Origin of the sequence: Kribbella steppae (genome assembly GCF_004342025.1) — a bacterium.
Lineage (GTDB): Bacteria > Actinomycetota > Actinomycetes > Propionibacteriales > Kribbellaceae > Kribbella > Kribbella steppae.
The window spans coordinates 482,100-496,972 of record NZ_SLWN01000004.1; the positions used below are offsets into that span (position 1 = coordinate 482,100).

At 67.6% G+C, this 14,873-nt stretch carries 9 protein-coding genes; 7 read left to right on the plus strand and 2 right to left on the minus strand.

The features are described 5' to 3' along the window. The first annotated feature begins 36 nt into the window (after positions 1-36). Positions 37-3,123, plus strand: coding sequence for a PD-(D/E)XK nuclease family protein (locus EV652_RS14320; protein WP_242001754.1), 3,087 nt, complete (start codon positions 37-39; stop codon positions 3,121-3,123). Further along, positions 3,116-6,529 (plus strand): UvrD-helicase domain-containing protein, encoded by a 3,414-nt coding sequence (locus tag EV652_RS14325; RefSeq protein WP_132209577.1) that lies wholly within the window; start codon positions 3,116-3,118, stop codon positions 6,527-6,529. The genes EV652_RS14320 and EV652_RS14325 overlap by 8 nt, the downstream gene beginning before the upstream one ends. Here EV652_RS14325 and EV652_RS14330 read toward each other — a convergent pair. Next, positions 6,526-7,146: a LysE family transporter gene (locus tag EV652_RS14330; RefSeq protein ID WP_132209578.1), complete on the minus strand. Its 621-nt coding sequence runs from the start codon at positions 7,144-7,146 to the stop codon at positions 6,526-6,528. The genes EV652_RS14325 and EV652_RS14330 overlap by 4 nt on opposite strands. A gap of 270 nt (positions 7,147-7,416) precedes the next feature. On the opposite strand from EV652_RS14330, the gene EV652_RS14335 reads away from it, so the two are divergent. The 5 genes from EV652_RS14335 to EV652_RS14355 all read left to right on the plus strand — a co-directional run bounded on the left by EV652_RS14335 (position 7,417) and on the right by EV652_RS14355 (position 13,340). Further along, positions 7,417-8,034 carry a DUF4291 domain-containing protein gene (locus EV652_RS14335; RefSeq protein ID WP_132209579.1) on the plus strand — a complete coding sequence of 206 codons (618 nt, stop codon included), beginning with the start codon at positions 7,417-7,419 and terminating at the stop codon, positions 8,032-8,034. 85 nt (positions 8,035-8,119) lie between these two features. After that, entirely contained in the window at positions 8,120-8,599 is a 480-nt protein-coding gene (locus EV652_RS14340; protein ID WP_132209580.1) for a nitroreductase family deazaflavin-dependent oxidoreductase, read from the plus strand. 423 nt (positions 8,600-9,022) lie between these two features. Beyond that, a complete protein-coding gene (locus EV652_RS14345) occupies positions 9,023-10,735 on the plus strand; it encodes an ATP-dependent nuclease (RefSeq protein ID WP_132209581.1) in 1,713 nt (570 codons plus the stop codon). Beyond that, positions 10,732-12,495, plus strand: a complete 1,764-nt coding sequence (locus tag EV652_RS14350) for an ATP-dependent helicase (RefSeq protein ID WP_132209582.1) — start codon at positions 10,732-10,734, stop codon at positions 12,493-12,495. The genes EV652_RS14345 and EV652_RS14350 overlap by 4 nt, the downstream gene beginning before the upstream one ends. A 218-nt stretch (positions 12,496-12,713) precedes the next feature. Then, positions 12,714-13,340: a DUF6308 family protein gene (locus tag EV652_RS14355; protein WP_132209583.1), complete on the plus strand. Its 627-nt coding sequence runs from the start codon at positions 12,714-12,716 to the stop codon at positions 13,338-13,340. On the opposite strand, the gene EV652_RS14360 is transcribed toward EV652_RS14355, so the two are convergent. Further along, positions 13,333-14,853, minus strand: a complete 1,521-nt coding sequence (locus EV652_RS14360) for an LLM class flavin-dependent oxidoreductase (RefSeq protein WP_132209584.1) — start codon at positions 14,851-14,853, stop codon at positions 13,333-13,335. The two genes, EV652_RS14355 and EV652_RS14360, sit on opposite strands and share 8 nt — an antisense overlap. Positions 14,854-14,873: the final 20 nt, after the last annotated feature.

Sequence of the window (14,873 nt, forward strand, 5' to 3'; positions counted from 1 at the left end):
TGACAGTTGAGGCTGCGCTGATCGAGGATGGGGGGAATGGTGAGCGAGACCCGGATCGAGACGACGGCCTACGGAGCGGCCGCGCTGGAGTGCCTGCGTGCCGTCATCGCGCGGCTCAAGGCCGACGATCCGATGAAGCCTGTCACCCTGCTCCTGCCGAACAACCTCTCCGGCGTCATTGCCCGCCGCCATCTCGCCCTGACCGGGATCGCCGGGCTGTATCTGGGGACCTTGGGTCGCTTGGCGGAGCAGTTGGCTGCGGGTGCGCTGTCACCGCGGCGGCCGGCGACCCGGCCGATCGTGGCGGCGACCTGGCGGACGGCCTTGTCCAAAGCGCCCGGCATCTTCCAGGACGTCGCCGAGCACCCGTCCACCATCCAAGCGCTTGCCTCAGCCCACCGGGAGCTTCGCGACCTCACCGACCCCGCCCTCGAGCAGGTCGCCAACGCCTCCGCACTCGGCCCGGACATCGTCCGCCTGCACCGGTACGTCACGTCCGAGCTCGCGCCTGAGTGGTACGACGAGACCGACCTCCTCCGAGCCGCGTCGTCGCGCGTCACCGCCGACCCTGCTCTCGTAGCCGAGCTCGGCGCTCTCGTCCTCTACCTCCCGCAAGAGCTCACCCAGACCGAGGCCGCCTTCGTCGAGGCGCTCGGCAGCGCCGCGGCCGACCTCACGGTGATCGTCGGCCTGACCGACGTACGTCGTGCCGACCGCGCCGTCCGCCGTTCCCTGGAACGGATCGGGATCGACCTACCACCGTCGATCGCGAAGAACTACCCGGTCGCGACCGAGGTCCTGAACGCATCCGACGCCGACGACGAGGTCCGCTGCGTCGTGCGCGATGTCGTCGCGTCCCTCGAGCGCACGCCGGCTCATCGCATCGCCGTCTTGTACTCGGCCACGACGCCATACGCACGACTCCTGCACGAGCACCTCGCCGCCGCCCGCATCGAGGTCAACGGTCCAGGGACCCGGCCGGTTCACGAACGCGCGATTGCCCGGACGCTGCTCGAGGTGCTCGCGCTCGTCGACCAGGATCTCCCCCGCGCCGACGTCTTCCGCGCGCTGGCGAACGCGCCGACCCGCGACTTCACCGGTGAGCGCATCCCGGTTCCACAGTGGGAGCGCATGTCTCGCGTCGCCGGTGTGGTTCGCGGTGACGACTGGGATTCGCGGCTGGCGCGGTACGCCGAGTCCGAGCGCCGTACCGCGAATCAGGAGGAAGCGGCCGAGGATCCACGGCCCGCAGCGATCCGGCGCGCGCAGTACAACGCGGCCAAGGCCGAGAGCCTGCATGCGTTCGCGTCGGAGCTTCGCCGCCGGTTGAACGCGATCGCCGTACTGGAGACGTGGTCCGAGCTGGCCGGCGGCGTGCTGCAGCTTTTCCACGATCTGCTGGGTGACTACTCGTCCCTGCCGATCGAGGAGCAGTACGCGGCGGTTGCGGTTGAGAGCTCGTTGAAGGGCCTGTCTACGTTGGACGAGCTCGGTACGCCGGCCAGCCTGACGGTGCTGCGCGACGTACTGGATCTCGAGCTGCAACAGTCGCTCCCCCGTGTCGGGACGTTCGGCACCGGCGTATTGGTGGCTCCGCTGTCGGCGAGTGTCGGGTTGTCGGCGGACATCGTGTACGTCGTGGGTCTGTCGGAGGATCTGTATCCGGGACGCGTGCACGAGGACGCGCTACTCCCCCATCGGGTTCGGGAGGCGGCTGCGCCCGAGTTGGCGTCGTTCCGGGATCGGCTGGACGAGAAGCAGCGGCATCTGCTGGCCGCGTTCTCGGCCGGGTCGCGGAAGGTGGTGGCGTCGTTCCCGCGGGGTGACCTGCGTCGATCGTCGCGGCGACTTCCGACCCGGTGGTTGCTGGGGACGCTTCGCTCGTTGACCGGCGATCACGCGCTCGCCGCGACGCAGTGGGACCAGGCCGAGTACGGCGACGGGCTGCTGACGTCGGCGTCGTACGCGGGATCGTTGACGACGGCAACCATGCCGGCGACCGAGCAGGAGTGGCAGGTCCGCGCGGTGTCGGCACGGCTGTGGCTGGACGACGCGGTCGTGGTTCGCGCGCGTGAGCTGCTGCGCGGCCGCGGGAGCAACGCGTTCACCCGCTTCGACGGGGATCTGTCCGGGGTGTCGGGGCTGCCGGAGTACGCGGTGGAGGATCGGATCGCGTCGCCGACGTCGCTGGAGGCGTATGCGACCTGCCCGCACGCGTACTTCGTCGAGCGGCTGCTTCAGGTGCAGCCGCTGGAGTCGCCCGAGGATCTGCTCGTCATCTCGCCGTTGCAGGTGGGGAATCTGATCCACAACAGCCTGGACGCGTTCGTGTCGCGATTGGCCGGCTCGCTACCGGCGTACGGCGAGGCATGGTCGGCGGACCAGCGGTCGTTGCTGCTGGCAATCGGTGCGGATCTTGCAGCCCAGTTCGAGGCGGAAGGGCTGACCGGGCATCCACGGTTGTGGCAGCGGGAGCGGCTACGGATCCTCGGCGACCTGATGGTGCTGCTGAACGACGACGACGGTTGGCGGGCTGACCGGGACGCGTCGGTGGTTGCTTCGGAGTTGCGGTTCGGGTTCGACGGTGAGCCGCCGGTCGAGATCCCGGTGCCGTCGGGTCGCGTGCTGCTCCGCGGGAGCGCGGACAAGGTGGACCTCGGGCGGGACGGGACCATCTATGTCACGGACGTGAAGACGGGCGGCTTCTCGCGGTACGAGGCGATCGAGTCCGATCCGGTGGCCGGCGGGACGAAGCTGCAGCTGCCTGTCTACGCGTACGCCGCTCGCGCGCGGCTCGGTGAACCGTCCACACCGGTCGAGGCGTCGTACTGGTTCGTCCGCAAGGGCGGGAAACGGATCCCGGTCCCGCTGACGCCCGAGGTCGAGGCCCGGTACGTCGAGACGCTCGATGTGATCGTGTCGTCGATCGCGGCCGGGCACTTCCCACCCAAGGCGCCCGAGGTGCCGGACTTCCTGTGGGTGCAGTGCCCGTACTGCAACCCGGATGGGATCGGCCACAGTGAAGTGCGGGCGCGATGGGATCGGAAACGGCATGATCCGACACTTGCTCGCTTGGTCCGATTGATCGATCCCGCGGTGTTCGAGGAGACCGGCGATGAGTGAGCAGTTGCTGGACGGGGCGGCTCGGGAGCGGATCCAGTCGGATACGTCGGCGACCCTGTTCGTCGAGGCCGGGGCCGGGTCGGGGAAGACGCATGCGCTCGTCGACCGGGTGACCACGTTGGTGCTGCGGGACGGCGTACCGCTGCGGACGATCGCGGCGGTGACCTTCACCGAGAAGGCCGGGGCGGAGCTGCGGGATCGGTTGCGGGTCGAGTTCGAGAAGGCGCGGAAGGGGCCGGCCAGTCGTCTGGCGGATGCAGCGTTGGACGACCTCGACTCGGCGTCGATCGGGACGTTGCATGCGTTCGCGCAGCAGCTCCTGCTCGCGCATCCGATCGAGGCCGGGTTGCCCCCGCTGATCGACGTACTGGATGAGGTCGGGTCGTCCGTAGCCTTCGAGGAACGCTGGTCCGAGTTGCAGCAGCAGTTGCTGGACGACGACTCGATCGCGGAGCCGTTGCTGCTTGCGATGGCGGTCGGGGTCGAGCTGAAGCATCTGCGGTCGCTGGCGCGCTTGTTCGGGAACGACTGGGACCTGATCTCCGAGCGTGTGCTGGTCGATCCGCCCGAGTTGGTGTCGATGCCGGATCTCAACGGGTTGGTCGCCGCGGCCGCGCAGATCGGCGGGGTGGCCGTTTCATGTGTGGATCCTGACGACCGACTGCTGCCGAAGGTGCAGCAGATCCGTGAGCTCGGGGTGATGCTGAACGCCGCGACCGACCAGGAGACGCAGCTGGCGATCCTGCAGACGTTGCGCGGGCTGAAGGTCGGCCGGATCGGCCGCAAGGAGAACTGGCCCGACATCAACAAAGTGCGCGGCGACTGCACCGAAGTGGTCGAGGTCGCCGGGTCGTTGGTCGAGCTGCTGCTGGATGCTTGCCTCCGGCATCTTTCGCATTGGATCGCGGAGCGGGTGCTGGAGTCGGCGGAGCTGCGGCGGGCCGAGGGGCGGTTGGAGTTCCACGATCTGCTGGTGCTGGCGCGGGATCTGCTGCGGCGGGATGCGTCTGTGCGGTCGGCGTTGCAGGAGCGGTTCGAGCGGTTGCTACTGGACGAGTTCCAGGACACCGATCCGATCCAGATCGAGCTGGCGGTGCGGATCGCGGGTGGTGCGGAGGCGGTCGCCGAGGACTGGCGTGAGGTGGTGGTGCCGGAGGGGCGGCTGTTCGTGGTCGGGGACCCGAAACAGTCGATCTACCGGTTCCGGCGGGCGAACATCGCGACGTACCTGACGGCGCAGGACCTGCTCGGCGAGACGGTGGCCCTGACCACCAATTTCCGGACGGTGTCGCCGGTCCTGGACTGGATCAACACGGTGTTCGGGTCGCTGATCCAGGCCCAGGAGGCGGCCCAGCCGTCGTACCAGGCGCTGTCTCCTCACCGCAGTGGGCCGTCGTCTCGTCCGGCCCCGGTGGCGTCGCCTCCACCTGCCGACGTCAGCGGCGATCAGCTCTCACTGCTCGGCGATCTTGACGACTCGCCCGCCTCGCCCGACGGGGTTGGTGACCTGGCGACCGTCCTGCCCTTCCGGCGGAGCTCCGACGAGGCGCCGAGCGCGGATGCCCCTGATCTCGGTGACTACGACGAGGCCATCTCGGGTCCCGCCGTCACCATCCTCGGCGCCGAGCCGCACGCCGATCTGCCTCGCGCGCAGGCGTCCGTCCTCCGCGAGCGCGAGGCCGGCGACGTCGCCGCCGTCGTCGAGCAGGCGTTGACCAACGGCTGGCTGGTGTACGACGACCGCACCCACCGCTGGCGTCCCGCGGAAGCCGGCGACATCGCCGTACTGGTTCCAGCCCGTACGTCGCTGCCGTTCCTCGAGGACGCCCTGGATCGCGCAGACATCCCCTACCGTGCCGAGGCCAGCTCACTCGTCTACCAGACCGCCGAAGTCCGCGACCTTCTCGCCTGTGCTCGCGCTCTCGGCGACCCGAGCGATCAGCTCGCGCTCGTCACCACGCTGCGCTCGCCGTTGTTCGGCTGTGGCGACGACGATCTCTATGTCTGGAAGCGATCCGGTGGCTCGTTCAACCTGACCGCGCCCATCCCCGACGGACTGTTGACCCACCCGGTCGGCGAGGCTCTCTCGTGGCTTTGGAGCACCTACAAGGCCGCGCGCTGGCTCACCCCGAGCGAAGTCCTGGCGAAGATCGTCGCCGACCGCCGCATGCTCGAGGTGGCTGCGATGGGGCCGCGGGCGCGGGATGCGTGGCGCCGGGTCCGGTTCGTGATCGATCAGGCGCGGGCATGGTCCGAGGTGGAGCACGGCGGCCTGCGTTCGTACCTCGCCTGGGCCGCGCACCAAGGTGAAGAGGCTTCACGGGTCGCGGAGGCGGTGTTGCCCGAGACTGACGCGGACGCCGTACGCGTGATGACGATCCATGCCGCTAAGGGCCTGGAGTTCCCGATCGTGATCCTGTCCGGCATGACCGCCGCGCCGAACCGCCAACGCGGCGTCCAGGTGCTTTGGCCGCCGGACGGCGGCTACGCGGTGAAGCTCAAGTCGTCGGTGCAGACCGAGGACTTCGATCTCGTCCAGCCGGTCGACGAGCAGATGGACGAGTACGAACGCCGCCGCCTGCTGTACGTCGCCGCCACCCGAGCGCGCGACCACCTGGTGGTCTCGCTGCACCGCTCCGGCAACCGGCGTCACTCCAGCAACGCCGAGCTCCTCGCCTCCGCCGGCGGTGTCGAGGCTCCGCACGCCACCCTGTTCGCCAGCCCGCCTCCGGTCGAGCGCGAGCCGCGCACGACGGCGGACATCACCCCGCCGATCGCCCGCTCCGACTGGGAATCCCGCATCGCCACAGCCCGGTCGGCGAGCCGTCGGCGCTCGGCCCAGAGCGCGTCCGGATTGGAAGGAACCGGCCCGGATGTCGCATTGACCGACGTCGATCCCGGCACCGCCAAGGCAGCCCGCGACCTCGAGCTCCCTCCCTGGTCGAAGGGCCGCTACGGCACCGCGATCGGCCGCGCAGTCCACGGCGTGATGCAGGTCGTCGATCTGTCGACCGGGGCAGGCCTCGAAGCCGCTGTGTCCGCGCAGTGCTTGGCCGAGGGCGTCCTCGAGTACACCGATGTCGTCGCAGCGCTGGCTCGTGCCGCGCTCGCCTCCGAGGTGGTGAAGCGGGCCGCCGTACGCGAACACTGGCGTGAGTCGTACGTCGGCGCCGTACAGCCCGACGGCACGATCCTCGAAGGCTTCGTCGACCTCATCTACCGCGAGGACGACGGCCGTCTCGTCATCGTCGACTACAAGACGGACGCCGTCCCCGCGGCTGCGTTGGACAGCCGGGTCACGTACTACGCGCCCCAGCTCCAGGCCTACGCCACCACACTTCCGAACTCCGGGCCACCGGTTCTCCTCTTCCTGAACCCGGCGGGCGCGGTGGAACGCTCGCTCTAGGCAACCATCCGCACGGCCAGCACAACGATCACCACACTCGAACCGAGCGCAGTCAGCAACCGCCCGCGGTGACCGGTCAACGCTCGCCCGAGCAACGCGCCACTGCCGGCGAGCAACAGTTGCCAGCTGGCCGACGCGACGAACGCGGCGATCACGAACACCGCGCGCTCAGCTGGGTTGCTGTTTGCTGAGCCACTGCCCAGAACGAGCGCCGCGAAGTAGATCATCGTCATCGGGCTCAGCAGGGTCATCCCGAGCATGCCGACGTACGCCTTCAACGCGCCGACCGGCAACTCCTGGGTGATCCCGGTCAGGCGATGCGCCCGATACCGCCGTACTGCCTTGATCCCACCGCTCGCCGCAAGCGCCAGCAGCACCGCGACCGAAACCCACCGCAGCGGTACGACGATCGGCGCGAGCAACGGCGCCAACGCAGACCCGGCAACCGCAGCCACCAACGCGTAGATCCCGTCCGCCGACGCGATCCCCAACGCGGCACAAGCCCCAACCCGCCACGAAGTCCGCGCAGTCAACGCCACCAGATAGGTCCCCACGGGCCCGACAGGTATGGCAATCCCATACCCAGCCAACAACCCGGCGACCAGCGCCCCGGTCACAACTGACCGAAGCTGGATCCTTCCCAACGACCACCCTGCTGCTGACCCCGAGCCGCCCAGTCGGCAACCCCGATCAACAGCAAAACCCCAATGGTCGTAGTCATAACTGCATCATGAGACTGCCTTCCTGGCTCCGGCAACCCATTTACATTCCTTTGCTGACAACAACAATCCAGCCGACCGCGACCAGCGGGGTGTTCACCACCCAGCCAGACCTGCCGTACCTCAATCACCCCACTGGCTCGGCTTCACCGCGCCTAGTATCTGCGCATGGAGTCGACGCCGTACCGCCAGATCCGCGCTCTCTTCGACGACGAGACGGTGGCCGTCTACCAGGCGTACGCACCCGAGATCGCCGAACCAGCCCTCGCCGCCGGCACCTTCGTCCCACCCTTCGGCCTGAACCGGATGACCTGGATCAAGCCGTCGTTCCTCTGGATGGCGTACCGCTCAGGCTGGGGCACCAAACCGGGCCAGACCCGGGTACTGCGCATTCACCTCAAACGCACCGGCTTCGAATGGGCCCTTGCCCACAGCACCCTCTCCCACTACGACCCCGCCCACCACGAGTCCGAAGAATCCTGGCGCACCGCCCTCGCGACCTCCCCGGTCCGCATCCAATGGGACCCCGAACAGACTCTCCACCTCCAACCCCAACCCAAGGTCCGCTCCATCCAGATCGGCCTCTCCCCCAAGGCCGTCCACCACTATGTCCACGACTGGATCACCTCCATCGAAGACGTCACCACCGCCATGCACCACATTCACGACCTGTCCCAAACGAACCCGTCAGAAGCCCAAGCCGCCCTCCCCACCGAACGCCCGTACCCGCTTCCCCATGACCTAGCCACACACATAGCAGCCACCACCGATCCCCCACCGAACTGATCGATCAGGAATCGAGAAGCACCCACGGACGCCCACTCGTAGCGTTACCACCACAGACACCAAGTCGAACCAAGTGGAGGTAGCCATGACTCAGAGCCAGCAGACAACCAAGCGCAAGCCCGGTACGCCCGGCACGTTCTCGCGGTGGATCCAGCGGACCATGAACGCCCGTACCAGCCGCAAGATCCACGCCGGCCGCGACAAGTTCATGGGCATGGACGTACTCGTCCTCAACACCCTCGGCCGCCGCAGCGGCGAACCCCGCGAAACCCCGCTGGCCTGGTTCCCCGACGGCGCGAACGCCTGGCTCATCGTCGCCTCCGGTGGCGGAAGCCAGCACCCCGACTGGCACGCCAACCTGATGGCCCACCCCACCAACGCCTCAATCGCCCTCCCCGGCCGTGACCCCCTCCCTGTCACGCCCCACACCCTCGAAGGCCCAACCCGCGACCAGGCCTGGCAATCCATCACCACCGCCCAACCCCGCCTAGCCAAATACCAATCCAAGTCCGACCGCCAATACCCGATCATCCGCCTAACTCCCGCTGACACCCACCAGCCGTGAGCCACCCCCAAGCCACCTCCCCCGCCGACGACCCGCCGGACAAAGTTGCCTCACACAAGTAGACGCCCAGACGAAGGCAACCAGCCAACCTCGTCGTCGACACACCGCCCCCGGGCGGAGGTGACTCTCGACCCTGCAAGCCACGGTCGCAGGCCGGCAGCGACGGCGCAGATCCGAAGCTCGACTGGCAGGTCGGTGCAGTACGGCGCGGGCCGCATGTTCGCTCACGTTCTGAACCAAGCGGAAGTCCGCATCTCGGTGGTCGAGGTAGGGGAGGAAAGGCCTGGCCAGGCCGCCGATGCGCGCGCATCTTGAGAACCCCGAGGGTGGAGAGCTTTGGCTGGCGGTGATTGTCAATCTCCCTCCTGAGCGACGTCAGCGCGAGACCGCTATCGTTTGTTCTTCAAGCACTCAGGGGGCGGCATGCACATCGACCGGCTACGCATCAGCAACTTCCGGAATCTCGCCGACGTCGATATGCAGCTCCAACCCAACAGCGTGATCGTCGGCGAGAACCGCGCCGGGAAGAGCAACCTCCTGCACGCGCTGCGGCTCGTTCTCGACCCGGCCCTGCCGAACTCCGATCGCCGACTCCGCCGCGAGGACTTCTGGGACGGACTGACCGACGGCAGCGACGGCTGGGATCCGATGGCGGACGGCGAGACCATCGAGATCGCCGTGGAGTTCAGCGACTTCGACGATCAGCCAGCTACGCTCGCCGCACTGGCCGACGCGCTGATCACCGGAACGCCCATGCGCGCGCGACTCACCTACCGCTGGGAACCGAAGGACGACGAACAGGACGGCGGCGGTTACCGCTGGATTATCTTCGGCGGCGACGACGAAGCCAACCGGATCGGCGACGACCTGCGGCAATATCTCTATGTGTCGTATCTGCACGCGTTGCGCGATGTGGAGCAGGACATCCGCGGCTGGCGCCGGTCACCACTACGCGCTCTGCTTGAGACCGCCGCTGAGGCCGCGGCCGACGAGGATCTCGACGACGTCCGCGCCGCCATGACCGCCGCGAATGACAAGCTCAACGAACTCGACTCGATCGCCCAGCTTGGCAAGGAGATCGGTGAGCGGACCGTAGACATGGTCGGCGCTGATCACGCTCTGCAGACCCGGCTTGGCGTCGCACCGCCGGACCCGCTGCGACTGATCCGGAGTATGCAGATCATGGTCGACGGCGATGCCAACCGGCAATTGCAAACGGCAAGTCTGGGGACGCTCAACGTCCTCTATCTCACGTTACTAGAACTAGGCCTCGAGGGCCGGCTCGCGGGCGGCGACATCGCCCACGTGCTGCTCGCGGTCGAAGAGCCGGAAGCCCATCTTCACCCGCATCTGCAGCGGCTGCTCTTCCGTCGCCTGTTCACGGATTCCAGCGAATCGCGGACGGTCGTGGTGACCACGCACTCGCCCCATATCGCCAGTGTCGCTCCCCCGGAGAGTCTCGTCGTACTTCGCCGCAGTGGCGACCGGACGATCGCGAGATCGGCCGCGACGCTGGAGTTGACCGACGACGAGTGGAACGACCTCGGACGGTACCTGGACGCCACGCGAGCCGAGCTGGTCTTCGCGCGCCGTGTCCTGCTCGTGGAAGGTTACGCGGAGCAGGTCCTCCTCCCGGTCCTTGCCTCGAGCATCGGGCACGATCTGGACAAGCTGGGCATCACGGTCTGCGCGATTCACGGCACGCACTTCATCACCTACGTCCAGTTCTGCGACACGCTAGGCATCCCGGTCGCCGTCATCACCGACGGTGACCCGGACTCCCGGGGCTCCGCGGGCGAGCGACGCGCGACGAAGATCGCCGACCGCCGTACGGTCGCCGGCGACCCCAACGACGGGATCTTCGTCGGTACGCACACCTTCGAGTACGACCTGCTTTCGGTCTCGGACGACAATCGTGCGGAATGCCTCGCCACCCTGATGGACCTGTGCGGGCGTCGAAGCCGCGGGATCGTTCAAGGCTGGATCGACGACGACATCGTGCCTGCTACCGACGACTATCTGGACATGATCGACAACGCCGGAGGCAAGGGACGGTACGGCCAGCGACTCGCCGAGCGTGAGCTCGATACTCCGACGTACATCTCCGACGCGATCGAATACCTGGCCGGCCGATGAGTGCTCTCTCCGAGTCCATCGACACTCTGCGGACGAACGAGCGGCAATGGCGGGCGTTCACCTCGACTAGTCGCCGCTGTGCCGTCATGGCCCCGCCAGGAAGTGGCAAGACGAAGCTGCTCGCAGCCCGGGCGGCCCACGACTTAGCCACGGCAATTACACCGCCGCAGGGCGCCGCGTGCATCACGCTGACCAACCCGGCCGCCGACGAACTGCGCCGTCGGATGGAGGCACTGGGCGCCCGGCGCGGTTCGGTCGTCTTCGTCGGAACGGTGCACGCGTTCGTGCTGAACTGCGTCGTCACCCCGTTCGCCGCAGCGGCCGGACTATCCACAGGCCACCGGACGGTAATCGCGTCCGACGCGCAGCGCGGGTCCATCATGCGCGACTGCATCGCTGCTGTTTACCCGGACACCGAGGACGTCCGCGCGGTCCCGTCGACGATCGCTCGATTCCGCAAGATGCTGGCCACCGACGCCGAGTGGGAGCTGGCCGGCCCGCGCATCCGATCGGTCGCGGAGTTATACGAGCAGCGGCTGGCCGAGGAACAGCTAACCGACTTCGACGGCCTGGTGGCACTCGCCGTCCGGCTCGTCGAGGAGCACGAGTTCGTCCGGCGGACATTGACGACACGGTATTCCCGGGTCTACGTCGACGAGTACCAGGATCTCGCCCCCGGACTCGATCGCCTGGTCCAGGCGCTCTGCTTTGACGACACGCTGGATTGTCGGCTCTTCGCTGTCGGCGACCCGGATCAGGCCGTGTACGGCTGGACCGGGAGCCGTCCAGAACTGCTCGACGAGCTGACGAGCCGTCCCGGCGTCGATGTCGTCCGGCTAACCGTGAACTACCGGTGTCGCGAGGAGATCGTACGGCGATCCGAGCGGCTACTGACCGTCGATCGCGAGCTGACCGGAAATCGGCCAGGTGGAGAGGTGCGGGCGGAACTCGCGCCGCAGGGTTTCGCCGATCAGATCGATCACACGATCGCACAGGTCCGACGTCTGGCCTCGGCGGTCCCGCTCGAACGGATCGCTGTCCTTGGCAGCACACATGCGCTCTGCTCCGAAGCGGCCACTGGCCTCCGGGCGGCGGGTATCCCGGCCAGGGTGAAGGACGCGGATTACCGGTCGACGCCGGCGACGATGCTCGTCGAGCGCCTGGCAGCCTGGGCGGTGCTGGGTCGCGAGTCCTCCGGCCAGCAGCTCGGCCGACTGCTTGCGGCGTGGCGCGCGCTCCTGGGGCCTTTGGCGGACCGCCCGAACCAGAGATCGCTGGTCGCCTGTCTCCTCGACCAGGACCCTGACCGCACCGCCGTCAGCTTCATCGACCAGGTCCGCGCGCTGCGGCTCGACACGGCGATGTCGACTGGCGGTCGCCCGGACGACGTCGCCGCCCTGGCCGCGCTCCGTGCGACCTACTCCGGGCCTGCCGCCCCGGTGGAGCTGGTGGATCTGGCGAACAGGTCCAGCGGACGCGGCCGGGTGCAGATCATGACCACCCTCGCCTGTAAGGGTCTCGAGTTCGATGCAGTCGTGATCCTCGGCGCAGACCAGGGCCGGATCCCGTCCTGGCTGGCACGGAGTTCCATGGAGCTCGCCGAAGAGCGTCGCAAGTTCTACGTCGCCGTTACCCGGGCCCGCGATTCCCTCCTCATCACATATTCCGGCTTCACCGTCAACCCCTACGGCCGCCGCTTCTACGACGGCCCAAGCCCTTTCCTCCATCAGATGAATCTCATCCCCCAGCCCTATAGCTGACCCGGCATTCCGCTCAGTGGGCGACGTGTGACTGAGAGTTTATGGAGTTTCGAGTCTCTCCGGAGCGGATGATTACAGGTTGTGGATAACGGGAAGCTACCCAGGCGTGTGGGTGAGCGGGGGGTCGCCTACGATCTGCGGAAACGGAGTGAGCAAATCGTTCGGATGATGGTCCGCCCGCTGGCGGGTCTGCCACCAAGAGTGTGAGGGTGTGGCTCATGAACATCGGTACTCGGAAGATCGTCGTTGACGAGGCGATAGCTCAGCTACGGCTGTACGCCGAGACGAACGGCGCTGTACTGCGCTACTACGACGGTCTGCCGGGAATGACGTGCGTCGGGGGGTCCGATCCGAACCAGATCACGCTCGAGGATCTGGCCCGGACGATGGTGATCGGCTCCGACCTGCGGGCGCTGGACATCCCGTGGCTGCTCGAGGTGGACGCGGAGAAGGAGCTCGCCGCCATCCCGGTCGACGCACGGCTGGAGGACGCGGCGCCGGGCAGCGGACTGTTCGAGGCGGCGATGGCGCTGGACGACAAGTTCACCGGCCACCGCGGCTTCGGTCACGCCAAGAAGTCGAAGCTGCTGCACCTGAAGCGGCCGTACCTCTACCCGGTCACCGACAGCTTCATCCGGATGACCTATGGCTCGGCGTCGGCCGGTGCGGAGTTCCTGACCGCGGTGCACAACGACCTGGTCAACCCGGCCAACGTGCGCGACTTCAAGCTGCTGCAGGTCCGGCTGATCGCCGAGCCGGCCACGTCGGCCGCACGTCTGCTGGGCGAGGTTCCCACCCTCCGCCTGCTCGACATCCTGGCCTCACTCCTGGGTGAGGCTAAATGACCCCGAGCCGCGCCAGCGGCTCCACCAACTCGCGCTCCTCGTAGGACAGGTGTGAGAGCAGCGTGTCGTCCAGCAGGTCGACCGCTGCTCGCAAACCGTCGATGGAGCCAGAGCCATCGACCAGCGCGACCAGTGCCTTGTCCACACCTTCCAGTACGTCGTGGATGACGTGGTGCTCCTCCTGCAACCGGTCCACGACGGGTACGAGCGCCGGGTCGGCCCGCCGCAGGTGCGGGAACAGTGAGGCGTCCTCCAGCGAGTGGTGAGTAGTCACCAGCCGGCAGTACGACTCGCAGTACGTTCCCAGCGTCCAGTTGTTCTGCCGCATGGTCATGGTGTTGATGTGCGACCGCGCCTGCCCGACACCGATCGACCCGGCAGCCACCTGCTCCACCAGGTCGCGGATCTGCTCGAGCTCAGCACGCAGATGGTCGTGTACATCGATCAGGTGCTGACCCGACGACAGCTGGTACGGCGTGTACGTCCGCTCCGGGTCCAACGCCGGACCAGTCGGACGGTCGGACTCATCCAGCAGTTGTACGGCGCTACGTCGTACAGCAGGAGGTGGAGTCGGTACGACGGTAAAGCTCCCCGTGGTCCCAACGGCAACCTCTGCACGAGCAACAGCCTCACCAGAGCGGGCCGCCTCCACGGCTTCGCGGACACCGGCTGCCACCTCGGCAAAGCGACGAATGTCGTCCGGGTCGTCGGAGCCGAGGATGTACGTGCTCATCCCCTCCCCCAGCGTCAACTCGGCGAGCTGGTCGATCCACAGCTCCTCCGGTCCCTGCAGGAACCCACCACCACGACCGTCGAACCGCCCCGACAGGTTGTAGAGCCGTCGTACCGACGCAGGGTCGCGCCCGGCTGCTACAGCAGCCTCGTCGATGATCTTGTTCATCTCAGCGAGCTGGTCCGGTCCGGCGTACGCACTGCTCGGCAGCCAGCCGTCAGCAAGCCGTCCGGTGACCGCAAGCATGCGTGGCTTGTAGGCACCTAGCCAGATCTCCACATCGTGTGCGGGCTGCGGACCACGCTTGGCGCCGGCCACGGTGTAGTGCTTGCCGGGCAGCCGGATGCCACCGCCCTCCGGCGTCCACACCTCGCGCATGATCGCGATGGCCTCTTCCAGCGCGGTGATGCTCTGCCCGGTGGTCAGCTGCGGACCGGCGTTGGCAGTGACGGCATCCAGGAAGCCGCCGGCGCCAAGACCCAGCTCCACTCGGCCACCGCTGATCAGGTCGAGTGTGGCGACGCTACGGGCGAGAACCACCGGCTGGCGCAGCGGGAGGTTGGCGACGTTCGTCGCGACCTTGACGCGCTGGGTCTGGGCGGCGACGACGGACAGGAGCGTCCAGGCGTCCATCAGACGGGGCTGGTACGGATGGTCCTGGAAGGTGACCAGGTCGAGACCGACCTGCTCGGTCAGCTGCGCCAACGCGATCACCCGGGCCGGGTTGTCGACCGCCGGGGTCAGGAACGTGCCGAAGACCAGCTCGTGGCCGTAGTCCATGGTTCACCTTTCACCGTCTG